The organism is Rhizobium sp. 01L419, from assembly GCF_056400025.1.
Map to the genome: position 1 here is coordinate 223283 of NZ_JBFTSM010000007.1, position 24537 is coordinate 247819.

The 24537-nt window shown below is 59.4% G+C and carries 21 protein-coding genes and 1 pseudogene; 10 read left to right on the top strand and 12 right to left on the bottom strand.

Going from position 1 to position 24537, the window contains the following annotated elements; genetic code table 11:
- Positions 1 to 129: 129 nt before the first annotated feature.
- Both AC1DUP_RS16190 and AC1DUP_RS16195 read left to right on the top strand, forming a co-directional pair.
- Positions 130 to 525: a hypothetical protein gene (locus AC1DUP_RS16190; RefSeq protein ID WP_477833167.1), complete on the top strand. Its 396-nt coding sequence runs from the start codon at positions 130 to 132 to the stop codon at positions 523 to 525.
- Between the two features lie 60 nt (positions 526 to 585).
- The gene (locus AC1DUP_RS16195; RefSeq protein ID WP_477833168.1) at positions 586 to 1512 is read left to right on the top strand and encodes an AraC family transcriptional regulator; all 927 of its coding nucleotides are present in this window, start codon (positions 586 to 588) and stop codon (positions 1510 to 1512) included.
- Positions 1513 to 1547: 35 nt separating this feature from the next.
- On the opposite strand, the gene AC1DUP_RS16200 is transcribed toward AC1DUP_RS16195, so the two are convergent.
- The 4 genes from AC1DUP_RS16200 to AC1DUP_RS16215 form a co-directional block, all read right to left on the bottom strand.
- Positions 1548 to 2345, bottom strand: coding sequence for a metallophosphoesterase (locus AC1DUP_RS16200; protein WP_477833169.1), 798 nt, complete (start codon positions 2343 to 2345; stop codon positions 1548 to 1550).
- 461 nt (positions 2346 to 2806) lie between these two features.
- The gene (locus AC1DUP_RS16205; protein WP_113302018.1) at positions 2807 to 3424 is read right to left on the bottom strand and encodes a DUF2272 domain-containing protein; all 618 of its coding nucleotides are present in this window, start codon (positions 3422 to 3424) and stop codon (positions 2807 to 2809) included.
- Between the two features lie 11 nt (positions 3425 to 3435).
- Entirely contained in the window at positions 3436 to 4311 is an 876-nt protein-coding gene (locus AC1DUP_RS16210; RefSeq protein WP_113508740.1) for a hypothetical protein, read from the bottom strand.
- A gap of 100 nt (positions 4312 to 4411) precedes the next feature.
- Positions 4412 to 5539 carry an alpha/beta hydrolase gene (locus AC1DUP_RS16215; RefSeq protein WP_477833170.1) on the bottom strand — a complete coding sequence of 376 codons (1128 nt, stop codon included), beginning with the start codon at positions 5537 to 5539 and terminating at the stop codon, positions 4412 to 4414.
- 524 nt (positions 5540 to 6063) lie between these two features.
- Between AC1DUP_RS16215 and AC1DUP_RS16220 the strand changes: the two genes are divergently transcribed.
- Positions 6064 to 6312: a hypothetical protein gene (locus AC1DUP_RS16220; RefSeq protein WP_477833171.1), complete on the top strand. Its 249-nt coding sequence runs from the start codon at positions 6064 to 6066 to the stop codon at positions 6310 to 6312.
- Positions 6309 to 7436: a hypothetical protein gene (locus tag AC1DUP_RS16225; protein WP_477833172.1), complete on the top strand. Its 1128-nt coding sequence runs from the start codon at positions 6309 to 6311 to the stop codon at positions 7434 to 7436. The genes AC1DUP_RS16220 and AC1DUP_RS16225 overlap by 4 nt, the downstream gene beginning before the upstream one ends.
- 522 nt (positions 7437 to 7958) lie before the next feature.
- Here AC1DUP_RS16225 and AC1DUP_RS16230 read toward each other — a convergent pair.
- The 3 genes from AC1DUP_RS16230 to AC1DUP_RS16240 form a co-directional block, all read right to left on the bottom strand.
- Positions 7959 to 8864 (bottom strand): hypothetical protein, encoded by a 906-nt coding sequence (locus AC1DUP_RS16230; RefSeq protein WP_477833173.1) that lies wholly within the window; start codon positions 8862 to 8864, stop codon positions 7959 to 7961.
- Positions 8861 to 9190 carry a hypothetical protein gene (locus tag AC1DUP_RS16235; protein ID WP_477833174.1) on the bottom strand — a complete coding sequence of 110 codons (330 nt, stop codon included), beginning with the start codon at positions 9188 to 9190 and terminating at the stop codon, positions 8861 to 8863. Before AC1DUP_RS16235 ends, AC1DUP_RS16230 begins: the two co-directional genes overlap by 4 nt.
- Before the next feature lie 242 nt (positions 9191 to 9432).
- Positions 9433 to 10329 (bottom strand): LysR family transcriptional regulator ArgP, encoded by an 897-nt coding sequence (locus tag AC1DUP_RS16240; protein WP_477833175.1) that lies wholly within the window; start codon positions 10327 to 10329, stop codon positions 9433 to 9435.
- Between the two features lie 100 nt (positions 10330 to 10429).
- Here AC1DUP_RS16240 and AC1DUP_RS16245 point away from each other — a divergent pair, with 100 nt between their 5' ends.
- Entirely contained in the window at positions 10430 to 11038 is a 609-nt protein-coding gene (locus AC1DUP_RS16245) for a LysE/ArgO family amino acid transporter (RefSeq protein WP_115034787.1), read from the top strand.
- Positions 11039 to 11134: 96 nt separating this feature from the next.
- On the opposite strand, the gene AC1DUP_RS16250 is transcribed toward AC1DUP_RS16245, so the two are convergent.
- Together AC1DUP_RS16250 and AC1DUP_RS16255 are read right to left on the bottom strand one after the other, a co-directional pair.
- A complete protein-coding gene (locus AC1DUP_RS16250) occupies positions 11135 to 11965 on the bottom strand; it encodes a DeoR/GlpR family DNA-binding transcription regulator (RefSeq protein ID WP_113302024.1) in 831 nt (276 codons plus the stop codon).
- Between the two features lie 123 nt (positions 11966 to 12088).
- Positions 12089 to 15370 carry an autotransporter domain-containing protein gene (locus AC1DUP_RS16255; RefSeq protein WP_477833176.1) on the bottom strand — a complete coding sequence of 1094 codons (3282 nt, stop codon included), beginning with the start codon at positions 15368 to 15370 and terminating at the stop codon, positions 12089 to 12091.
- 350 nt (positions 15371 to 15720) lie between these two features.
- Here AC1DUP_RS16255 and AC1DUP_RS16260 point away from each other — a divergent pair.
- From AC1DUP_RS16260 to AC1DUP_RS16270, 3 genes and pseudogenes are all read left to right on the top strand, one after another.
- Positions 15721 to 15792, top strand: a pseudogene (locus AC1DUP_RS16260) (amino acid transporter); the annotation flags it as partial.
- Positions 15793 to 15877: 85 nt separating this feature from the next.
- The gene (locus AC1DUP_RS16265; protein ID WP_113302025.1) at positions 15878 to 16513 is read left to right on the top strand and encodes a LysE family translocator; all 636 of its coding nucleotides are present in this window, start codon (positions 15878 to 15880) and stop codon (positions 16511 to 16513) included.
- A gap of 14 nt (positions 16514 to 16527) precedes the next feature.
- Positions 16528 to 17430, top strand: coding sequence for a dihydrodipicolinate synthase family protein (locus AC1DUP_RS16270; RefSeq protein WP_477833177.1), 903 nt, complete (start codon positions 16528 to 16530; stop codon positions 17428 to 17430).
- Between the two features lie 111 nt (positions 17431 to 17541).
- Here AC1DUP_RS16270 and AC1DUP_RS16275 read toward each other — a convergent pair whose 3' ends face one another.
- Positions 17542 to 18690 (bottom strand): hypothetical protein, encoded by a 1149-nt coding sequence (locus tag AC1DUP_RS16275; RefSeq protein WP_477833178.1) that lies wholly within the window; start codon positions 18688 to 18690, stop codon positions 17542 to 17544.
- Between the two features lie 113 nt (positions 18691 to 18803).
- Here AC1DUP_RS16275 and AC1DUP_RS16280 point away from each other — a divergent pair, with 113 nt between their 5' ends.
- Positions 18804 to 19214 carry a hypothetical protein gene (locus AC1DUP_RS16280; protein WP_477833179.1) on the top strand — a complete coding sequence of 137 codons (411 nt, stop codon included), beginning with the start codon at positions 18804 to 18806 and terminating at the stop codon, positions 19212 to 19214.
- Positions 19215 to 19439: 225 nt separating this feature from the next.
- On the opposite strand, the gene AC1DUP_RS16285 is transcribed toward AC1DUP_RS16280, so the two are convergent.
- Entirely contained in the window at positions 19440 to 20465 is a 1026-nt protein-coding gene (locus tag AC1DUP_RS16285) for an AraC family transcriptional regulator (RefSeq protein WP_477833243.1), read from the bottom strand.
- 169 nt (positions 20466 to 20634) lie between these two features.
- Here AC1DUP_RS16285 and AC1DUP_RS16290 point away from each other — a divergent pair, with 169 nt between their 5' ends.
- Positions 20635 to 21405, top strand: coding sequence for an alpha/beta fold hydrolase (locus tag AC1DUP_RS16290; RefSeq protein ID WP_477833180.1), 771 nt, complete (start codon positions 20635 to 20637; stop codon positions 21403 to 21405).
- An 84-nt stretch (positions 21406 to 21489) separates the two neighbouring features.
- Here AC1DUP_RS16290 and AC1DUP_RS16295 read toward each other — a convergent pair whose 3' ends face one another.
- A complete protein-coding gene (locus AC1DUP_RS16295; RefSeq protein ID WP_477833181.1) occupies positions 21490 to 24531 on the bottom strand; it encodes an efflux RND transporter permease subunit in 3042 nt (1013 codons plus the stop codon).
- Positions 24532 to 24537: the final 6 nt, after the last annotated feature.

Consider the following 24537-nt stretch of genomic DNA (forward strand, 5'->3'; position numbering starts at 1 on the left):
GATGCAATCCCGAACTCCCTCGCAAAACTTGGCCGATCCAGAACATTTGTTGGCAGCTTCGCGAAATCCGGCTCCCGCCCGGAATGCTAGTCTCGCCTCACTTGCTTCCATTTCGAAAGGCCGCCTCCCGTGCTTCTGGATCGTTCCCGCCTGCCTGTCGTCTTCATCCGCACCAATGCCGATGCAGAAACCTCCATCAATGACCAGATCGAGGCCCTGCTGGAGGAGCGGCGGCCCTTCGTGCTGGTCACCGATCACGCGCCAGACGATCACGAGGACGAGACGCAGGAGGAGCGCAAGGAACGGGCGCTGTTTTTCAAGAAGATCAAGGACCGGATGCGAGCCTATTGCCGCGGCATGATCGTCATCGATGGTGGCAGGCCGATGTCGCCCGCGATCAAGATCGCGGCTGTCACGGCCGGAAAGGCGTTTGGCTTCGCGATCGTCTTTGCGGCAAATGAGGAGGAGGCGGAGCTGAAGGGACGGAGCCTCATCGGCAGCAGGGACGATGCGTGGTTACTCTGACCTCCGGCTTCTGTGATAGAGCAATACGCCGTCGGTTGAGTTTGCCTGTGAGGATCGGCAATGAATATTCAGGATAGATTTGACCCCTCCGTGATCGACGAGGTGTCGCGCCCGGCCTTCAGTTTCATCACCGAGACGACCTTCGTTGGCGAGTCCGAGCCGCATCGCCACGGCAAGGCGCAACTGCTTTACGTGATGAGCGGCGTGCTGACGATGAGGGCGGCCGGCGGTGTCTGGACGGTGCCGCCGAACTGCGCGCTGTGGATCCCGGGCGGCACCTCCCATAGCGGCCGGGTCTGCGGCCATGTCAAGATCGGCAATCTCTATGTCGACGCGAGATTGACCGGCGGCCTGAAGGACGAATGCGGCATTCTCTTCGTCCAGCCCTTCCTGCGCGAGGTGATTTTTCGCCTGGAGCCGCGCCCCGACAGTCCGGAGATGGAGTCGGAGCGGCTTCACCGTCTGGTCGGCGTTCTCCTGGATGAGCTCCGTGCCGCGCCGCTGGAGCCGATCCATCTGCCAATGCCCACTGACCGCCGGCTGCAGCGGCTGGCCGAAGCGATGGTCGCCGAACCCGGGTTGCGTTTCACCGTAGACGAATGGGGTGCGCGGGTCGGCGCAAGCAACCGGACGCTCAGCCGCCTGTTCCAGCGGGAGACGGGCATGTCCTTCGTGCGCTGGCGTCAGCAGCTGCATATCGGTGTCGCACTGCAGCGGCTCGCGGCAGGGCATCTCGTGACCGTCATTGCCGGCGATCTCGGCTATGAAAGCGTCAGTGCCTTCATCGCCATGTTCCGCCGCATGCTGGGAACAACGCCGACGCGCTATTTCAGCGACCAGATGCCGGCGAGCCCGCGCAGGCTGGAAATCACGGCGGATCGGCGCGCAGAACCGGGCGAAGACGATAGCCGGAATGAAGAGAAGGACCGGGATATTGCGAAGGGTTCCACGTCCAATCTGGTGCCGTTCAGACGAGAGCCGAATTGATCGCGTTCACTCCGTCCTTGTCGCTCCGCCCAGTCCTAGAAGAGCATATTCGCATCATCTTCATGAGTCCGCTTGAGGGGGCTGCCTTCCTGAAAATGGCACGAACCGGGGCGGACTTCCGTTGTCTGCAGTACCGCGACATCGCCTGTAGGGCTGATGTGAAGCGCAGACAGGATATTCGTCGCGAAGGCGCCGGTATCGATGGCAATCCGGTTCGGGAAAATCTCGACGCGTTCGCTCGCGGTAATCGTATGCCCATGGACGACGATCTTGCCGAACGAGGCGCTGGCGTTCAGGAACTCGCCGCGAATCCACGTCAGCGTGTGCGCATCCTGCTCGGCCAGGGGAATGCCGGGTTTCAGGCCGGCATGGACGAGGATGTGGTGGTCGAGTTCGACATAGCGTTCCGCGGCGCGCAGGCATTGCAGGCGCTCGTCTCCAAACCTGCGGCGGATCTCGTCTGCGGTGATGGCTGCCCCACGGGGCAGGCCGTAGGACAGCATCGCCTCGCTGCCTCCGAGGTCTTGCCAGTGGTTCACAAGATCTGCCTGAACGGCCGGGTCCGTCTCGTCGAGGATCTGAAGGGGGAGCGCGTCGTGGTTGCCGCGTATCAGTTTCGAGCCCGGCCTGTCGCGCAGCGTCGCGATGACGAGATCCAGCGCTTTGCGGCTCTCCGGCCCACGGTCCATGATGTCGCCGAGGAAGACGATCCGGTAGTCGATCGTCTCGTCACGCGCCTTGCCGGCAATGCCTGACAGCATCTCCTCCAGCAGGTCGGCACGCCCGTGGACATCGCCGATGGCGAATGTGTGAAGAGAAGCGTTCGCGGTCATCGATGGCTCCGTCGTGGCGTTCGGTATGGCATTGTTTATGAGCTGCGCCAAGTGGGCGGAGAAGGCAGAAACCGTGACGGAGATGGATGTACCGGACGCGATGGTCCAAATGGCTTCGCGTCGTTTTTTAAGGGCGATTGTGCTGGTGAGAAAAAGACCCGCCCCAAACCCCTCCCCACAAGGGGGAGGGGCTTAAACTGCCGCACTCGCTTTCCACTTCTTCAACGTTTTGGAAGGAGCAATGCGGGCGCCTCGGGTTAGTCCCTCCCTCTTGTGGGGAGGGGTTGGGGAGGGGTTTTTTATGGGCATAAAGCTCCGCCTGCCGGCCGCGCCCGAACGCTGACACCAGGTTCAAAGCCCAGATGGGGAAGGTGAGCGGGCTCATGCGTCGCCTTCGCCGACAGTATCGGCCCGGAAATCGGAGCCGATTTTCGGAAGGCGTGATGCGTCGTTTCAAAAGGTCAGAGCGTATTCCTGATAACGCCGACCCAGGCGTGACGCGGATCCGCGATCTTGCCATTGTTGGTGACATAGGTCGTCTTGGTCACGGAGTCCGACACGTTTCCGCCGATGACGTCGACTTCGCCGGGGCGGATCGCGACGACAATATCGGCATGGCTGCAGAAGAAGCCGTCCCTCTTTCGAAGCGCCGTCAGCGCGCCGTCAAAGCTTTGCGGTGGTGTGCCGCATCCCGTGCCCGATCGGCCGGCCCAGATCAGGTCTCCGAGCTTCAGATCGGTCTCTGCCGGTTTCTCGATCGTGATTTTGGGATTTCCGGCTCTCATTCCCTTCAGGATCTTCTGGCAATAGCCGTAGTGACCTTCGCTATAGGGAAAATCGTCTCCGGCATTGGCCGTCTTGAAGCAGAACGAGATGAAAGCGGCAGACCATGGCTTGTCTGTCAGGCCGTTGCGCTCGGGCCGGTTCACCACCACCCAGTAGTCATGCACAAATCCCACAAAGGGCTGCTTTCCCTCCAGCCCCGCGATTGCCTTCGGCCTGTGAAGGGGGGCTGCGGAAAATCCCCATCTTTCCCATTCGTCAGACGTGACTTTGACAAGTTCCTCGTTAAACGACATGGCGCTCTCCCTCATACAAAATCCTGTTTCGATGCGCTCCAATGCTTGCCGGTCAGGACCGCTCCGGCTTTATCCAGAGCGGTCTTCAAGGTCTTGATGCGGTCGGGATAGGCAATCGAGCCAAGTGCCAGCAAGGCATCCCGCGTACCCGTCCCAAGCGCCTGGCGGATCGCCGGATATTTTGCCCGTCCCTGGTGCAGAATGTCACAGATGATGGCGCATCGATCCGCGGCTCGCCCGTCGAGCCCGAGATTTCGGTCCGCTGCCGCCATCTTGTCCTTGAATGTCCCGATCATGTGAAAGGCCTGCAATGCCTGGGCGGCCGCATGGTTGGCGGTCCAGTGTATGAACTTGGCGGATGCGACGACTTCGTCATCCTCGATATGCGTGGTCGTGGGATTGAGGTAATTCATCAGGGGCTTCGTCGAGCTCGCGTTTTCGAGCTGAGCTTCCCCGATTGTCGAGAGCCTGACGATCCGGCCGCCTTTGACGATCAGGTCCGGAAAATAATCCCTGGCCTCGGGTCGCCCCAGCATGTCGCGGAAGTAGACGACAAAATCGCCGTCCGGCACATGCGCCGCAAATTGGCCGAAGCCGAAGGTGAATTTGGCGCGATCATAGGTATTGAGCGTCAGGTAGTTGCCGCCCTCGCATTTCGAGGTCGGCTCAATGAAATCAGCCCAGAATCCGAATGCCGGTCTCTGATCCGCGGCGGAATAGAGCAGCTTCGGAAGCCCGTTTGTCGGAACGTTGAAAAGCCCGTGGAAATCCTCGCCCGAGCTCCTGTCCCGGAAATGGGTCGACAGCCCGATGAAAAACGCTGCCGCGCCGTCTGCTCTTGCCTTGTAGGTCCTGTCATTGCGTTCGATTACGAATTCGATTGCCATCGACGCCCCCTCTGATCGAGACACGTGGAAGATTGGATGTTTCGTCGTCCTTAATTCTGCAATTTCGGATTTTCGGAAGTTGCGGCAGGTCCGCTGTTGCTCAGCCGCTTCTTCCAGCCCTCTTGACGATCCGCCACCTGGCTTGCCCGATCGCCTGGCGATTGGCGATCTTTTCGGGCGGGGTGCCGGTAAGGACCGCCTTTATGTCGTCGCGCATCTGCGGAAAGACGCGGTAATATTGGTGGTTCTCCGGCTCCGATGGGGCGAGTATTGCGCTGACGTCGACGGCCGTCACCTTGTCGCTGATGGTGCCCATATTGTCGGGGCCTTCGGCGCCCAGGCGCGGTCCGTTGAATTTCGTGCCGCTGCTGAGCGTGCTCAAAATCCAGTCCTTCTCCGAATAATAGACGGTGATCGACCTGCAGATCCGCGGCAGGAACTTGAATTTCAGGGGGTCGTCGAAGGCGTCGGCATCCTCGTCGGCGGCAGCCAGGATTACCTTGTCGAAATAGCGGCGCAGGGAGGATGATGGTGCGCCGTCAAGCGAGGTCATGGCATTGACGGCCGAGAGTGTCGGGGAGGCGGGTTCGGGCAGTTTCATCAGCGCCTGCAGCGCGTTTCGCATGACATAATTGCCCATGCTGTGGCAGATCAGGTGAATGGCCTGATCGCAGCGCTCTTCCTGACTGAGCTTGTCGACGAAGTCGCTCAGGCGACGCAGGGTTCTGGCGATCGCCATGCCCGATGCCTCCGCGGTCCTTCGGTCATGGGCGTAATCGCCGAACGGTGTGGGTATGGGCAGGAGCGCGGCAATCGACGGCCAGGAGAAAACGAATATGTTGACGTCGAGACCGTAGAAGGCGCTCAGCCAGCCGGCGCGTTCGATGGAATCGACGAAACTGTTGCTGAAGCCGTGGATGAAGGCGATCGTCGGCTTGTTGTCGGTCTTCATCGAGGCGCGGATGGCATCGAAGATCGTGTCGCTGCCGAGCGTCGGCGCCTCTCCCTCGGCGAAGAGAAGCTGCTGACTGGCAACGGCGAGCGAGCCCGGCACGAGCACGTTCGTCTTCTTCGACAGATTGACGTCGACCTTGGCGCTTCCGTAGCGCACATCGATGCCGCTGGTCGGCCCGAGTTCGGAACCGAAGCCGATGATCCGCTGATGCTGCGGATCGGAGGGATCGAGCAGCGGCTGACGATTGGTTGCGAAGTAAACCGTCTTGATCATGATCCTCTTCGCCTCCGGATGGCGCGACCGACAGCATAGCTATCCGGCCACACTCCCGTTGCACGATGAGCGCGATAGCAAGCAGACAATAGATCCCGTCATGCGGGGCGTATTATTTGCGCCAGAGCAGATGGATTTTACTGTCTGCAAGTTTTATTTGAATATTTCTTCAAGAATTAGCTAATACAATCTAGCGGTGATTGCAACAGGAATCGGGTTCTCTCAGGGGCACCCACGAAGGACGTGCCCCACCACCGGCTGCCCTGGTTATCGCGAAGGCTTTTAACGGCCGACCTCATACCGTTCCGGCGCCTAACCGCGTGTGCTCAGCGAGATTCATGTCGGAGATCTTTCGATGCAGGCAATAACAATAACCTCGCCGGGCCGTTGTATGTCAATTACTTTACGCCTGAAGAAAAGCTCGTGGGGATCGGGAGCCTTAGAAAGTTGCGTTAAGTCCATTCTCGCCCTATAAAAATAAATCGGCGGTGCAAATTGAATTGATCGGAGTGGGGGCAGAACTGATGCGCACCGACCTTGCCTATAAAGTGGTGGTGGAGTGCGTGGAACCTGGTAACCTTAAATACTTCACTGGTAGATGCGTGTCCCTGTTGATTCAGGAATTCACCTATATTGGCGGGGTGCGTGGGGCACCGAAGCAGCTCTTAGGCGAAACACCGCCATTTGATAATCCGATACTAATTGGTTTGCAATTCGGATTGCTCCCCCCGGCCGACCTGTTGTCTGGAAGCGGGCTCGTCCTGCAGCAATGAAAGCGGTGACCGGTCTTCAGAAGCTCATTGAAGAGATTGTCGAAGGACTGATCGTCTTCATCTACAATACTCTCAAGACGTTTGTTCGGTTGTGGTTCAGGCCTCTGAAAAACGCCGCCCGCCTCAATGCCCTTTCTTCCATACGAAAAGGCCAGCAAATCTCTTCGTCGACTGCTTTATTTGTTTCAAGCGCGCTTGCCGTCTCAGGCCCCATCTTTACGCTGGAAACCGCGTATCAACGCATTCTGCAGATATATGGTGCGACTTGGTACGAGTGGTCTCTCGCTGTCCTAGCAGTCTACGTGTTTCTCGATATAACTGCGATGCTTATCGGAGTTCTCGTTTCCTCTAAGCGCCGGCAAGCGCGATCGATCCACCTGGTTCGTTACGGAATCGCTGCCTCGACATGCTTGTTCTGGCTGATGAGCGGTCTAGTCTTGATCAAATGGGGCAATGCATACGCGTCGTCGTCGGCGATCTTTCCCGATGCGATATTTTACATCTTGCTCCTAATGGTCCCAACTGCATATCCGTTGTTCATCATCTCAGGCCACTTGCTAAGGCAACGGGTCAACGGATCCGCAATCGTATTAGGCGCGTTCGCCCTATTGTCGGCGCCGATTGTATTTGGTGTTCAAATTGCGGCGATAGCCATTGGATTCATAATAGTGGGGCAAATTCAGGCACTAACGGTCAAGCCGCGACCGGCCACCATTGAGGTTAAGGATGCGGCATGCGTTGTCGCGAGTGACGGGAGTGTCGCGGTCACGGCCTTCATTGATAACAATCTGGCTTCCCCCGTATTCCTAGCACATGACCAATTTGATGCCATTATCGGATCCTTCACAAAAGATTTAACCGAGTATTTCACACCTCTGACGGTTATTGCAGACCAATCCGGCTCCCCCCTGTTGCCTGTTGCAATTGGCGCCAGCAGCTCCGCGACTGTAAAGTACTCTGGTAGGATCAATGTGGCGACACTTGAGTGGCCACTTGCTAAAATCGACTACTGCCGATTGCGCGATGTGGAAGCTAGACGAGTTGAACACTACGGCGGTGGTTTCGGCCTCGGTGAGAAAGACATCATCAGCTTTGCGGAATTCCGGTTCCTAGGGTCGCGCTGAGGACGATCTTGGCATGCCCCAAGGGAGTATCCGCGTTTCATGTGAATGAATTGTCGGCTCCCCCAGTACTGTTGACGTTGAAGTCTGGCAGTTTCTGCGAACCGTTGCGTCTGGTGCCGAAGTTGCATTGCGCAGGGCGGGGAGTGCTGGCATCCATCTTGTGGAGTTCGAGCGGCAGCACATAGCTGACGCGGAAGATAAGGTTTGGCGCAGGCCGAGCATACCGACTTTTGCAAATCTCGCAGGCTCAGGGCCAAGTCCTGAGCCTGGGACTACTGCGCGTGCCTGGAAACTATTTCCGCTGCCAGTCCTCATAGCTAGTGAAAACGTGGATGACAGATTGGGGTGCGGACTAACGGCATTAGGGGAGAAACTTGCGAGAACGGCTCTTTGAAAAGTCGCCGCCATGTTCTGCTCAGTTTCATAAGACGCTGGCAATTATGATCGATGGACGCAAAGCAACGCACCGCCAGCCGCATAACGAAATTACTTTCGGCCTTCAATCTACATCGTCGATCGCGATCACTTGATGTGGTCCGGCAGGATTTTCCACTTCCCCATACGCCTAGGGACTCGACGCTCAATCATCACATTGTCGAGGGCGTTCTGGTCGATCATCGCTGCTTCTTCCGGACTAACCAGCGCACCGCTCTTCATGTTCCCGAGTTCCGCCAGAATCTTGGTGTGGGCGGCAGGCGAAGCCGGAGGCTTTGTGGCCTCTTCCTTCGTACTCCGGCCGAACTCCGTCCAGAGACGCGTAGTTAAATAGGAATTGTCCTCCGGCGGATAGGCAGCGATACGGAACAAGCCAGTCGCTTTCTCATCCGCCGAAAGCTTGTCATAGCGCGCGTCCAGCCGGGTCAGGTCACCCTTAAGCTCGCCCCCAAAAACGAATTGCTGAGCGCGCCCGAGAAACAGGGGTGCGGTCGTCCTATGCAGCTTGTCGTTCGAGACGAACAATTCGCAGAACGGCAGATAGTACAGATAGGACATGTCCACGCGGTTGCTTGGGCGGTCCGGTGAGATCAGGCACTTGTCGATGCAGATGTGGAAGAACAACTCCACGAGCAGGCAATAGGCTGTGTACGGCGCAAAGGCCGCTATATTCGGCTTTCCCCGACTAATCCAGCGCTCGTGGATGGCGTTATGAACATCTGAGGAAAAGCCAAGAAGGACAGTGGTAACACGCAGAAGCGCGCCGGTTGTCTCGCCTTCGACGATTTGGCGCGCTATTCGGTAAGCGTCCGCATGTGTCTTTGGTTTTTCGCTTATGTTAAGAGCATTACGCACGACATCAGAAAGCAAGCGGTGGTCCGCCGACTTCATTTGCTCGCGCCAAGAGCTGGCGAATTCGCGCTCCAGTTCGAGGAACTCCCCGTTCTGCCACCGGATGAAGGCTTTCGCCTCGTCGGACTCGTCATAGATCACGGCAAGCTTGTTGTCTTTTCGAACGATGCGCCCCCACCTCGCGCCGGCACTCCGCGCATGTCCACCGAATGACCAAAAAGCTCACCAAGGCAAAGCCGCGTATACTCAACGTTCGGGTAGGAGTGGAAGCTCGGACTCTTATTGGCCAGATCAGACACGATCTTTTCAACCGTCCTCGAGCCGGGCGGAACCTTGGATAGATCGGCAATGGCCTCGGTTATGAATACCGGGGAAATGATCGTCATGTATAGCATGTCGAAGATGGCCGCCTCATCGACGCTAAGCATCTCAAGAAACGACTTGTCGAACAGCGTCATCGGACCCATCAATCACCTCTTAGCGACCGATGTGGTATCAATCTCCGGTCAATGCAAGATCGCAATCCCTCTGTTGCGGCTGGCCAATATGAAGTCGCTGTTCGTTATAGCTTGCCGAAGACGGATCATGGCTTTCATATAAGCAAAGCCGCGAACCTGCCGGTCCGCTTCGGTCCAAGTCAAACATCAATCGCGAGCAAGTTACGTCCGCTTCTAGCGCAAGCCAGACGCCCCTGTACCCCACGTCCCCCTCACACCAGCGACCGCCTCGCCACCTCGATCACCTTCTGCGTCAAGCCCGTAAGCCGGTCTGCGGCAAGCCGGCTGATCTGCCAGTAGAGCACGACATCGAGAGGCGTGCCTGATATCAGTTCGACGAGCCGGCCGGCCTTGATGTGGTCCTCAGTCAGGTGGGTCGGGATCATGCCCCAGCCCATGTCGAGCAGGCTGGCATCGACGAAGCCCTGTGCGGTCGGCAGCCAGTGCGTCGGTGCGTTGATATCTGTCGCAAACGTGCGGCGGATCCATTCCGCCTGCAGGCGGTCCTTCTGGTTGAAGGTGATGGACGGGGCGCGGGCAAGCGCTTGCGGGCTGACGCCGTCAGGGAAATAGCGGCGGACGAATTCGGGGCTGGCGGTCGCGTGGTAGCGCAGCGCGCCGAGCGAGTAGCGGCGGCAGCCGGAGACCGGCTTTTCCATGCTTGTGACGGCGGCGATGACACGGCCGCGTTCGAGCCATTCGGCCGTGTGGTCCTGATCGTCGATGGAAATGTTCAGGAGGTAGTTCGAGCTTTTCGAGAAATCCGCCATCGCCTCCAGAAACCAGGTGCCGAGGCTGTCGGCGCTGGTGGCGATCTGCAGCGTGACGCGTTGCTCGGGACTGTCTCGGTCGCTGAGTGCCGGCAGGTGTTCGAGCAATTCGCTTTCCAGCATGCCGACATTTTCCATGTGGCGGCAGAGCCAGTCGCCCTTTTCCGTCGCCGTGCACGGCGTTCCGCGCACGACGAGGGCGGCACCCAGGCGCTCTTCGAGCTGCTTGATGCGCTGGGAGACGGCTGATGGTGTGACGTTCAGCACGGCGGCGGCCTTTTCGAAGCTGCCGGTCTGGACGACGGCGAGCAGGACGCGAAGGGCGGGATAATCGATCATGGGTAAGCTGCGCTTAATTGACGTAAGGATGATTAATTAGCCTAATCCGCTCGATCCGTCTACGAAGCGTCTCAGCAACGGGACGGAAACCTCTGATATCATGGACCTTACGACCTATTTCACCGGCTTGGCCGCCGGCCTCAGCCTGATCGTGGCGATCGGCGCACAGAATGCCTTCGTCCTGCGGCAGGGGCTGCGCAACGAATATGTGTTTGCCGTCTGCCTCGCCTGTGCTCTCTCCGATGCGATCCTCATCGTCGTCGGCGTTACCAGCCTGAAACAGGTGGTGGATCTCATGCCCTGGCTCGATCCGGTCATGCGGTATGGCGGGGCGGCATTTCTCATCTGGTATGGGGCAAAAAGCCTGTATTCGGCGGTGCGGTCACCGGGCGTGCTGCAGGTTTCGAACGGGGCGGGGGCGAGCTTCGGCAAGACCATGGCCATGTGCCTTGCGCTCACCTGGCTCAATCCGCATGTCTATCTCGATACGGTGATCCTGCTCGGCACGATCTCGACGCGTTTTGCCGGGCATCAGGCGGCGTTCGCCGCAGGCGCCGTGACCGGCTCCTTCCTGTTCTTCTTTTCGCTGGGATATGGTGCCGCCTGGCTTCGCCCCATCTTTTCGCGGCCGGTTTCCTGGCGCATTCTCGAAACCATCATCGCCTGCGTGATGTGGCTGATCGCGTTCAGGCTCCTGAACGGCATGTGAGGGGCACGGGCGCTCCGGTGCCGAAATGGGTCGATCAGAGGAGAGCCGGCCCGCTCCCGATCCAGGGGGCTTTGCAACGGAACTGTCGTCAGGATGTCACGCCGATTTTGCGACGAGGCCTGAAGAATTGCTGTCCATATTCGCCACCTGATAGACAGTCTTGCTGCCGTCCAGCAGTGACAGCAACCTTTCGGTTGGCCTCGCTTCGGAGACGACGATGTCCATCTCGGAGATCGAGCCGAGACGAACGAGTGCACGGCGTTCGAATTTGGTGCTGTCTACCGCCAGGATGACGCGGGCCGCCTGACCCATGGCGGCCCGAACAGCCGACACTTCGGCGTAGTCGTCGTCGCCTATGTCGCCGTCATTGTCGACGCCACTGACGGAGATGATGACGTAATCGAACTTGAATGCCCGGATGAAATTCTGCGCATTTTCGCTGAAGACCGCCGCATCGACATTGCGGATGAAGCCGCCGGGAACGGCTATCGTGAAATCCGTGTTTTCGCTGAGGGTCGTCGCCACTCTCAGGCTATAGGTCACGACACGAAGGTTCCGGCGCACCGTGAGCGCCCGGGCAATTGCCTCGCAAGTCGTTCCGGTGTCGATGAAAACCGAGCAGTTGTCCGGGAGAAGCTCGGCTATCTTGTTGGCAATCTGGCGCTTGGCCTCGGCATTGTTGACGCGACGCTGATGATAAATGCCGGTTTCGATCGGAAGCGAAATGACAGCCCCGCCATGTGTTCGGCGCAGCTTGCCCTGCCGTTCCAGCGCCATGATATCGCGACGCGCGGTCTGGGCCGTCACGGAACAGAGCGAGACGATGTCGTCCAGCGAGATATACTGATATTGCTCAAGATAACGGATGAGGAAATCCTGCCGGCGCTCCTTCTTGCCGCCATCATCGTGATTGTCTGCAAAATGCATCGTGGTGCCGGCCTTTCCGGGGTGTTCAGCATATCAAAACCCCGCACAACGCTTATCAAGCGGCGTGCGGGGTGAAAACTCATTTGATGAAAACTAATTCAGGAAGAATAATGCGGCAAGGCGTCAGAACCTGACGCCGAGATAGCCATTGATGCCGTTCTGGCTGGCGCCGGAACCAAACTGGCCGGTATAGGAGACGGCCAGGGCGGCGTTCGAGCCGAGATCGAAATTCACGCCGGCGTTGACCACGGCAACATTTTCCGCAAGCGGCGCACCGTTTACGTCAAACGAGCTGCCGCCCGAAAAGGCCATCTTCGTCTCTGGCTTGGTATCGCCATTGGCATGACGCAGGCTGACCGAGCCTTGCAGTCTTCCAACCGTTTCCTGCAGGTTGAACTCCGTTGCGGCTCTGAGGCCGATTTCCGTGAAGATCGCCTGCTGGGTCGTGCCTTCGACGGAAAGCGCCGTTACGCCTCCGTGCTCGGAGAAAGCGTCGTTGCGGAAATTCACATAGGCGAGATTGGCGAAGGGTTCCAGCATGACGGTTCCGATCGACTGCTGGTAGCTGATTTCGCCGAAGACCTGCGATGTCGAGGCGTTGTAGTCGGCGGTCAGCCGCTCGCTGAAGGTCGGGAGGAAGACCGAACGGGCGCTATCGATACTGTTCCATGTATGGGCAGCACCGAACCGAATGCCGACCGGACCGAGATTGGTGCCGGCATAGACGCCGAGATCGATCTGATCGGTGTCGCTTTTCGACGCCAGCGCATCGATGGAAACGGCCGTGCGGCCATATCCGCCGAACACGCCGACCCGCCAATCGTTGCCGAGCGTTCCGTCCGCGCCGACGATGATTCCGCCGGCGGAATGGTCCACGCCATAGGCATTGCCGTCACTGTCCTTTTTCGTCCAGGCTCCGTAGCTCTTGTTCCAGATGCCGAGCGCCTGCTCACGGCCGGCAGGGGTGTCCGCGCCGATTTCGGCTTCTGTCACGGCCCGATCGGTGACGCCCATTCTCGACCGCAGGCGATCGAACGCACCATCGCGGACGATGTCGCTGTTGTCGAGCAGCGCACTGTAGGTCGATGCATGGATTTCCCCGCCCAGCTGGGCGAAAGACGCGCGGGCGCTTTCCGCATCGAGCGATATGATCGCATCGTACACCGTGGAGCCGAAGCCGAGGCTGTCGACACCGTAGGCGGCACCGCGCTGGTTTGACGTCGTCGCGACGTCGGCGAAGGCCGTAGCGTTGCGTTCCAGCCGCATCGTCAGGCTGTTGCCTCCATAGGTCAGACCGGGGTCCAGGAAGGCGAAGTTCGAGGTGATCGCATCGAAGGAGCCGGTGATGCCGGCGTTCGAAGTGAGAATGGAGTAGTTCGTGAGCGGCTTGTAGGTGGCGCCCGCCACGATATTGACGGCCGCACCCGCGGCAATCACCGTCTGGCCGGTGACGATGATCTGATCCGTCCTGCCGGTTTCGTCAATTTCGACGTCGTAGACGGAGCCCGACGCAAGGTTGAGATTGCCGGCGACGTGCAGCGTCCCGACCGAATTGCCAGGCGCAATCCTGCCGCCATTCGCGACGGCAAGGTTGCCGACAGTGCCGTTGCCGCCGAGTACGCCGCCGTCGTAGACGGTGGTCATGCCCGATGTTGCGATGGAGCCGTTGACCGCAAGGCGTCCGCCCTTGACGCTGGTGTCACCGGTATAGGTATTGGTCGCCGTCAGATTGAGCGTGCCCTGGCCCGTCTTGGTCAGGCTGCCTGCGCCCGAGATTGCCCGGTCCACGACAACGGCATTGGCCGTATTGGCGACATCGAGCGTGCCGCCGCCGGATTCCAGGACCACAGACCTGTCAAGTTTCTTCATTCCCGTGCCGGCGATGCGCAGCGCGCCGTTGTCGAGACGCAGGTTCGCCTCGGTGCCGCCGAGAGCCAGATCCTCGTCAACGATGACGGTGCCGCCATCGGTGACCAATGTCTCGCCGATGAAACTGTGATCGTCGATACAGTAGTCGATAATGGCCTGGGCAAAGCGCGGATCCTTGCTTTTGCAGTCGAGCAAGGTCTTCTTCTCCGCCTCGGTGAGGCCGGTCAGGTTCGGCTTGCCGTCCGCATCGGAAACCTGGCCGAGATAGACGTCGCGGCGCATGTTGTTGCGGGACAGGTAGAATTCCTTGCCGTTACCGGCAAAGGTCGTGGCGTCCTTGCCCCATACGAGACGTGTCTTGTCGACCTGTGCACCGTTGACCGTCTGCTGATAGGTCTGCAGGCTCGGTCCGATCCATTTGAATTCATGGGCGACCGGATCATGGTCGGACAGGGGCGCCTTGGTGCCATCAGGCTTGGTCACATAGACGTCGCGGATGACACCCAGATAGGGATCGTTGGGGTCATCCGCGATCGTGTACCACTTGCCGAACGGCCGTGAGGCCAGGAAGTGATCGATCTTCACCCGGTGCCAGCTGCCCCAGGTGTTCGTATCGTCCTCGCCGGCCGACGGCCAGGTCACGCTGCCGTCATTGAGTTCGTGGGGCTTGAACTGCTCCCGTTCGCGGTCGGTCTGGAGAAGCATGAACTGCTTCTTGAGGACATTCATCGTCTGCGGCGTGTTGCCGGCGACGGGATAGGTCTCGTCCTCGAAAAGGCCGGAGGGAATGGTCGCCGCATCGATCGCCGCGTCGTTCTTCGGGCTCCAGTCGGCGATGAATTTGTCCAGCGCCGTCTTGTCCTTGGCATATTGCTGGAGCAGGCTGTAATAGAAGGAGTTGGCGTTTTTCGTATAGATGCGCAGCAGCAATTCCTGCTGGCTCTTCGAATGCAGGCCGCGCTCCGATACGTCGCCGGCATTGAAATCGCCGCTCACGATCAGCGGATTGGCCGAAGACTTCGCCCAGGCATTCAGGGCCTTGGCTTCCTTGACGCGCTGGTCTGCCTTGTCGGCGTAATCGAAGTGAACCGTTCCGACTGTCGTCACCGGCCGTCCGGCCTCGCCGTCGAGAACCTGATAGTTCACGTAGCGTCCCTGGGAGCTGAGACCCGGAGCGGTATAGGTGCCATACGTGCCGGGAAGTCGCGAGATCACGCCGACGTCCCCGATCAATTGGCCACTATAGGTTCCAAGCCCGGCATTCTGCAGCATGCCGGGAATGTCGGAGACGTATCTGCTGCCGTTGGCTTCCTGAAACATCAGCACGTCCCAGTTGCCAGCGACCATGAAGTCCCTGGTCAGTGCAGGCGTCTGCTTGAACTGGTTCCAGATATTCAGCGACAGCAGCCGAAGGGTGCCATCGCCTGCATGAGCCGAACCGGCAACCAATATAGATAGGGCTGCACCCGATAGCAGGCGCACTGTCAGTTCACGCCTCTTGGTAACAGGCCTGGAAATTGCATTTTGGATAAACACGTCACACCCCGCTGAAATAAGAATTCCACACGAGTGCGAGAAACCGAAAAAATCTCCCAACACCGTGCGGCGATTAACGGGACGTCATCTTTCATACTTCAATGTCAGTTTTTTTACATTTTGGGCCGGACGATCACTTTGCAGGCTGGTGGCTTGTTGCAAAATTGGAGTTGGCCGGTGGAAGGCGCCATTCCATCGTGTGAGCCTGGAGCACCATTTGCGCGTCCATCCGGACGCATAAAGATCGACATAATGATTTGAATCTCCTCATCAATCTTTCCGAAAATCAATTGCGGTTTCGGGCGGCGCTGATCGCGCCTGTCGATGCCGGGTAATGTCACGGAGACAAGTTTTCGTTGGGATATGGTGCGACCTGGCTTCGTCCCATCTTTTCACGGCCGGTTTCCCGGCGCATTCTCTAAACCGTCACCGCTTGCGTGATGTGGCTGATCGCGTCCAGGCTCCTGAGCGGCATGTGGTGGCTGCATACCTCTCAGGGAAATCAGTATGTCATTCGATCCGCATCATCTCGCGCTTGTCTTCACCGCCTATATCATTGCCGCAGCCAGCCCGGGTCCCAGCAACATGCGCATCATGGGCGTGGCCATGCATCAGGGGCGCCAGTCGGCGCTGATGATCGCCGCAGGTGTCGTCAGCGGCTCGCTCTTCTGGGGCTCGATGGCGGCGACCGGGGTTTCGGCCATTCTTGCCCAATATGCCCAGGCGCTCATCATCCTGAAGGTCTTCGGCGGTCTCTACCTGCTGTTCCTCGCCTACAAGGCCGGCAAATCGGCCATGACCTCCGATGAGAAGCAGGGCAGGGCGATCGATGCCATCAGACCGGCCTCCGGGTTCAGCCTCTATCGCCGCGGCCTCCTCATGCATCTGACCAACCCGAAAGCCCTGCTCGGCTGGATTGCGACCATGACGCTCGGGCTCGGCCCGGGTGCGACGCCGACGACCGTCGCCATCATCCTCGCGGGCTGCGCCATTCTCAGCGTCACCATCTTCTGCGGTTATGCGCTGGTCTTTTCCACCGCGCCGATGATCCGCATGTATCGCCACGCGCGGCGCTGGATCGAGGGCACGCTGGCGCTCGTCTTCGGTGCGGCGGGCATGAAGCTCCTGCTGTCTCGCGCATAGAAGGAACGTTGTCGATGCCGCTTTTTCACGGTCTTTCCGCCTTTCCGATCACGCCGACGGATGCCTCCGGGATCGTCGATACCGGCGCGCTCGCCGCGCTGCTGACCCGCATTCAAGCCGCCGGCGCCGATTCCATCGGGTTGCTCGGCAGCACCGGCGGTTATGCCTTCCTGTCGCGCGACCAGCGACGTCGCGCGGTGGAAACGGCCATGTCTGCCGTCGGCGGCAAGATCCCCGTCATCGTCGGCGTCGGGGCGCTCAGGACGGATGAAGCGCAGGCGCTGGCTAGTGATGCGCGGGCGCTCGGGGCAGATGGCCTGCTGCTGGCGCCGGTCTCCTATACGCCGCTGACGGACAACGAGGTCTACGAGCATTTCGCTGCCGTGGCCGATGTCGGGCAGCTGCCGCTCTGCATCTACAACAATCCGGGCACGACGAAATTCACCTTCAGCACTGAGCTGATCGCCCGGCTCGCCAAGCTCGGCACCGTCAAAGCGGTGAAGATGCCGCTGCCTGCCAATGGCGATATCGCAGCCGAGATCGCAAGTCTCCGATCGGTGACGCCCGATGATTTCGCGGTCGGTTATAGTGGCGACTGGGGTGCAGCGGATGCGCTGCTGGCGGGCGCCGATGGCTGGTATAGTGTTGCCGGCGGACTGTTGCCCGCCGAGGCACTGAAGCTGACGAGGGCCGCTCAGGCAGGCGACGCGAGCGAGGCAAGACGTATCGACGATGCCTTCGCGCCGCTCTGGGCGCTGTTCAGGGAATTCGGCAGTTTCCGCGTCATGTACACCATTGCCGATCTCATCGGCCTCGGCCGGTTTGCGCCGCCACGCCCGGTGCTCGGCCTTCCTGAGCAGGCGCGTGGGCGGGTGCGCGAGGCGCTTGAAAGCCTCAGCGCCGCAGTCGGCCGCTAATCCGGCCGCAGCAAGCCCGATCGCGTCCTTGCGCGGAAGTCGAATGGCGGCCTACACCGAGGAAGGCGTGTTGAGCGTGAGGGTGGTCAGGTAAACCAGGCAGTCGACAGATCAGTCGCTGACGGTGAATCCCCATGAGGACGGATCGATCAATTCCGGCGGCGGGATCATCTCCTTGAGGTCGACGGGGCGACGCTTGACCTCGACGGCGGTATAGTTTTCAACGAGACCCACCCACGAGCTGAACTCGACTTTCAGCGCCACGCCATCCGGCGTCAGGCATTCGCTCCCGCTCGCATCAGCAAAGTGGGTTGTTTCGAACCAGGCGCAGGACTCTCCAAGGTAACGATCGCTCTTTTTTAAGTCGGTCGGACCGATCTCAACACCGATAAGGTTACTTGACGGCCGGAAATCAATCGATGAGCGACGAGCCTCGAAATGACGCTCGTTTTTGGAGTAACTGACAGTCAATCTTTGATCGTCGAGCATGTTCCAGACCGAAAACACCACCCTTCCATCGCTGCCGCGCTCTTCTTCAAATCGCCAGGGATAGTGCCTGAGCACTCTTTTCTCCGACCGGTCGCCGATCATTCTCGCTTCAAAATCGGGAAGATTTGCAGGTCGTTTGGGATAGTGCCTGAGCGGCTTCAGCCAGAATGCGGGGTCGAAGAGCCGCTTGGGAGGTCTGACTTCCGATTCCTCGACAGGTGTTCGTTCCAGTTTGACCAGTTGCGTTTCGCCGTAAGGCTCCTTGCGCTTTATCAACCCCTTTGTGGCAACTTCAATGCCATCATGTGATAGACAGCTGTAGTAGAAGGGTCCGAAAGTCCCCTTCAGCTCGGGCTTGTCGATGACCTCCCACCATTTGCAAGCTTCACCGGCCGGATGGATGACAGTCCCAACTTCCTTCGTGTTCTTAACGCTGATGCCCCTACGCAGCGGTACGACCTTTGTGATGGTCATATCAGTAACGTCTTCGTCGTCATGAGCCTTCCATGTCGACAACAAGACGTTATCGAAGAAGCTTCCATAAGAAATGCCTGTCCCCTCTTCGACCCTTGTCCATCCATGATGATGAAGAACCGAGCGCAAATGTGTATTTGTCGGGCGATCCGCCTCTCGAACCGTCATCAGTGCCCTGTAATCGGGCACATCACGGCTGACGAAAAAAGGAATGTCATCGGCATTTCCCATGCCCGCCGCTAGCAGCCCAATCCCTGCTGCAAGCGAGGACACACACGCCTTGACACGTCTTTTCAAGATCGAACCTCGCCAATGTTTGGAAGCAGGAGAAACTGCCGGATTTGAGCCTGCACTCTGCTTGACTCCCCGAAATATTCAATGTTTGTTCAAGCAAAAGTTGAGGATTTATAGTGAAAAATATTTTTGCATATTCGATATTGGCAACCGCGGCGATTTCGCTTTCGAACTGCACGACGACGTCGGATCTCAAACGCGACCCCCACTCTATAACAGCACGCAGTGGCGAAGGGGAATTGGTTTACCAGAACATTCATCTCAATGGCGACTGCAAGTTTGTTGATTATCCTCAGATAGATATGGTGGAGCAGCCCAAGCATGGGCGCATCGAGATTCTCCAGCAACCGGTTGTCTTCGATTCAGGGGGCAAGAAGATGAAATGCGATAAAGTCAAAGCGAATGGGGTCGCTATCTATTACACGTCGCAGCGAGGCTACATCGGCAGTGACAGGTTCATTTTCAGGACTCCCGTCGAATACGGCCGCCTCGAAGAGAAGGTGGCCAATATGAAGGTCACCAAGTAGGAGGTTGCAATCAACGTGCATCCCCTACGATGCCGAAGCTGCCATCGGAGCTGCTGATCCCGCCAGGTCGGCCGTTCGAGCGGCAGCCATGCCCACTTGATCCGCGACGAGGCCTTCGGGAGCAGGCGCGTGGGCGGGTGCGCAAGGTGCTTGAGGGCCTCAGCGCCGCGCTCGACTGCTAGGGTCAGGACTCGTTAAATCGGAGCCGGAAGATGAGCCCTCAACCTAGCTGTCAGATTGAACGTGGCTCGGTTGCAGCCCCGGCGGAGTGGCCAGCCTGGCATGCACTGGAGCAATGCCGAACTGTGCTTTGAAGGCTCTGCTGAATGCCGCATCGGAATCGTAGCCGACCTGTCGCGCCACGTCGCTGACCCTTGAATCGGCATGACGCAACATGCCGTGCGCAAGGGTCAGCCGCCATCGGCTCTGATAGGAAAGCGGCGCTTCCTTGACCAGCGCGGAGAAGCGTTCGGCAAAGCTCGAGCGCGACATGCCCGCCACATGCGCAAGCTCGACGACGCTCCAGCGCCGGAACGGCTCGTCGTGAATGGCTTTCAGGGCGCGGCTGATGCGCGGATCGGCCAGCGCCCCCAGCCAGCCGGTATCGCCGGCCTTTTCCGTCTGCACCCAGGTGCGCAGGATCCGGATGACCAGCACGTCGATGAGCCGCGAGATCATGATCGACGAGCCGGGATGGACCTCCTGTGCCTCGACCATCATGAAATGAGCGAGACCCTCCGCCCAGCTTGCCGTCTGGCCTCCCGCCTTCGGGATGTGGATCACGGCCGGCAGCGACGAGACGACCCAGGGCATGGACTCGTTCTCGAAATGAAAAGCGCCCGCGATAAGTTTGGTTCGCGCGCCATCACCTCCGTGCCGCACGCTCAGCCGCTCGGTCGTGAACTGCTCGCCCATCAGTTGGCTCACCGGCGCCGCGGCTGAACCGCCGCCGTCGCTCAGGATATGCCCCACGCCGCGCAGCAGCATGACCAGATCACCGGTCACGGCGCGGATCGGAGGCCCGTCGGCAGCCAGAACTGTCAGCTCGCCCTCGAGAACGACGAAAAAATAGGCCGATCCGGGCTCGAAGCGCAACGCCCAAGGTTGTGTCAGCTCCGCCGCGAACACCAGCTCTCCCTCAAGCCTGATCAGCGTCAGTATCTGCGACAGGAGATCGACCCGGGCCGCAAGCATGCTCGCATTTCCGGACGATGGAGCATGACTTGCGGGGTTCGGGTCATGGCGCTTCATCGCTTCAGATCCTATGTTTTGGGTGTGTTCAGCGAATAAAATCCTGAATATACAGATGCTTATGAAAATATGAGCGGATGGTTCTGACAAGCCTGCCGATGGCCAGGAGTATTGCAGATTATCCGGACTGAAATCAACCCCGCAGTAAATGCAACCAAATGAGCCCCCAATGAAAAACCTCATTTTCTCCGCCCTCATGCTGTCCACCGCCGTTTTCGGCGCTGCGCCGGCTTCCGCCCAGCCGACGCTTCCCGCCGGCGTCGTCAAGAATATCGTGCTGGTTCACGGCGCCTTCGTCGACGAGACGAGCTGGAATGGCGTCGCCGCCATTCTGACGGCCAAAGGCTACAAGGTGACCGCCGTCAAGAATCCGCTGACCTCGCTTGCCGACGATGTCGCCGCCACGAATGCGGCACTCGATGCGCAGGATGGACCGACCGTTCTCGTCGGTCATTCCTGGGCTGGCGTGGTGATCGGCGAAGCCGGCATCAATGCCAAGGTGTCGTCCCTGGTCTATGTCTCGGCCTTCGCGCCTGACAAGGGTGAAACGGTTTCGGCGCTCGCGGCAAGCGGACCGGCGACCGCAGGCGTCAAGGCCATCCGGGCCGACGGCAGGGGCTATCTGACCATCGATCCGGCAGTATTCCCAAGCGCCGTGGCAGGCGACTTGCCCAAGAATATCGGCGAGTATCTGGCCACCCATCAGATGCCGCTCAATCACACCGCCTTTGACGAGGTCACCAAGATCGCCGCATGGCATGTCAAGCCGAGCTGGTACGTTCTCAGTGCACAGGATCAACTCCTCGATCCGCACGCTCAGACCTTCTTTGCCGAACGGATGAAGGCCAAGGTGACGACCGTCGACGGCAGCCATGCCTCGCTGGCGTCGCACGCCGAAGAGGTGGCTGCGGTCATCGAATCCGCTGCGGGCGCGAAATAGGCCCACCGCAATGCGACGCTATCGGTTACCCCTGGGTGACCGATAGGTGGCCCGCCCGGAGTGATCCGGACGGGTCTGATGTTGTCAGGCCTCGCGGGGTATTCGAAACCAGGCAACATACAGCGCAGGCAGGAAGAGCAGCGTCAGGACCGTACCGACGACAATGCCGCCCATCATCGCGTAGGCCATCGGCCCCCAGAATATCTCCCTGGAAATGGGGATCAGCGCGAGCGTCGCTGCGGCGGCCGTGAGCATGATCGGGCGCATTCGATGCTCCGTCGCCTCGATGACGGCCTGCCAGGGCGGCATGCCCTCGCTTCGAAGGTGTTCGATCTGGACGATGAGGATCACCGAGTTGCGGATGAGGATGCCGATCAGCGCCAGCACACCCAGGATGGCGACGAACCCGAGCGGCGCGTTGCTGAGCAACAGAGCCGCGACGACGCCGATCAAGGCCAGAGGGGCGACGGCGAAGACCAGGAAGAGCCTGCTGAAACTCTGCAGCTGGATCATCAGGATCGTCGCCATGACGAACAGCATCAGCGGCGCTACCGCCACGATCGGCCCCTGCGCTTTCGCGCTTTCCTCGACCGAGCCGCCGTCGACGACGCGGTAGCCGCTCGGAAGGCCCTTGCGGAACTCATCGACCTTTGGCTGCAGTTCGGTGACGATCGTCGCCGGTTGGGTTGGTCCTATGACCGCAGCCTTCAAGGTGATGGTCGGCGTGCGCGTGCGCCGCCATATCGTCGGCTGCTCCAGCTCGTAGTGGAAATTGGCAACTGCGGACAAGGGCACGGAGTTGCCGTTGGAACCGGCAAGCTGAAGGTTCTGCAGCGTCTCGATCGACCCTCGCTCCGAGGTCTGGGCGCGGCCGATGACATCGACGAGATAGATGTCGTCGCGGATCTGCGTGGCCGCCGATCCCTCGACGATGCTGTTGAGCGCCGTTGCGATATCCTGCGACGAGACGCCCAGCTGCCGTGCCTTGTCCTGCAGGACATCGACCTTGACCACACGCGATGGTTCGTTCCAGTCGAAGGTCATGTTGGACAGCAGCGGATTCTGGCCGACGATGCCGGCAAGCTGGTGAGAGAGATCACGGACCTTCTGAATGTCAGGCCCGCTGACGCGATATTGCACGGGCTTGCCGACCGGCGGGCCGATGTCGAGCAGCTTTACGAAGGCGTCGGTGCCGGGGAAGGTCTTCGTCAGATAGGCCTGCAGCTCTTCCTTGACCTTGTCGCGGACGTCGAGCCCCTTGGTGACGATCACGGTCTGGCCGAACGAGACATCGGGCGTCTGCACATCGAAGGACAGGATGAAGCGGGGAGCGCCTTGGCCGACATAGCTCGTCCAGTGATCGATATCCCCGTTGTTGGCCAGCATCTCGCTTTCGAACCTGGCCATCTGCTTGTTCGTCTCCGAAATCGAGCTGTTCTGCGGCAGGTTCCAGTCGACGATCAGTTCGGGCCGGTCGGAGGAGGGGAAGAACTGTTGTTGCACCAGGCTCATGCCGCCGATGGAAAGAGCGAAGGTTGCCACGGTCGCGCCGATGGTTATCCAGCGCCAGCGCATGGCCACGCTGAGCAGCCACGCAAAGGCGCGTGCAAAACGGCCTTTCTGGTCATGATGCGATTTCATGGTTTTCGGAAGGATGGTCACGCCGAGCAACGGCGTGAACAGGACCGCGACGACCCATGACACCAGCAGCGAGACGGCGATGACGACGAAAAGGGTGAAGGTAAATTCGCCGGCAGCGCTGGAGTTGAGGCCGACGGGGATGAAGCCCGCGACCGTCACCAGCGTACCTGTCAGCATCGGGAAGGCGGTCGAGGTATAAACATATGTCGCCGCTTTTCGGAGGTCATCGCCGACCTCCAGGCGGGCCACCATCATTTCCACGGCAATCATCGCGTCATCGACCAGAAGACCGAGGGCGATGATCAGGGCGCCCAGCGAAATACGTTGCATCGAAATACCCGAGTAGGCCATGACGAGGAAGGTGATCGCCAGTACGAGCGGAATGGAGATGGCAACCACGAGCCCGGCGCGAACACCGAGACTGATGAAGCTGATTGCAAGCACGATGATGATCGCTTCGAAGAGTGCACGCGTGAAGCCCGACACGGCCTCATCCACGACGGCGGGCTGATCGGAGACGCGCTCGACGTCCACGCCGATGGGAAGGTCTGCCGTGACCTGCTCGATCTCCTTGTCGAGCGCTTCGCCGAATTCAAGCAGGTTTGCGCCTGATTTCATGCCGATGGCGAGCCCGATGGCCGGCTGGCCGTTATAGCGGAACAGCGCGGATGGCGGATCGACATAGCCGCGCTTGATCGTCGCGACATCGGTCAGCGGAAAGAAGCGGTCGTTGACACGAAGATTGATCGCCTTGAGGCTTTCCTCCGACGTGAACTGGCCGCTGACCCGCAAGGCGATGCGCTCGGGACCGGCGTCGACGAAGCCCGACTGTGTGACGGCATTCTGCGCCTGGAGCGTTTCGATCACGGATTGCTGGTTAAGCCCGAGTGCTGCAATCTTGCGCGTGGAGAATTCGAGATAGATCGCCTCGTCCTGCGCGCCGATAACATCCACCTTGCCGACATTTTGAACCGTCAGCACTTTTGCGCGTGCATCCTCGACGAGGTCACGAAGCTGGCGCTGTGTCAGCCCGTCGCTGGTGAAGGCGTAGATATTACCGAAGACGTCGCCGAAGCGATCGTTGAAGAACGGCCCGATAACGCCGCTCGGAAAATCTCCCTTGATGTCGCCGATCATGTTGCGCACGCGCACCCAGATGGCATTCACATCTTTGGCCTTGGTCGTCGGCAGGAGTTCCACGAAGATCGTCGTCTGCCCGGCAACCGTCTCGCTGCGGGTGAAATCGAGTGATTCCAGCTCCTCGAGCTTCTTTTCGACGCGGTCGGTGACCTGCTTGGTCACTTCCTCGGCTGATGCACCAGGCCATTGCACCTGGATGATCATGGTCTTGATGGTGAAGTTGGGATCTTCCTCGCGGCCGAGGCCGATATAGGAAAACGCGCCGGCCAGAATGAAGACGATCATGAAGTACCAGACGAGCGAACGATGTTCGAGCGCCCAGTCGGACAGGTTGAATTTTTTCACGTGGAT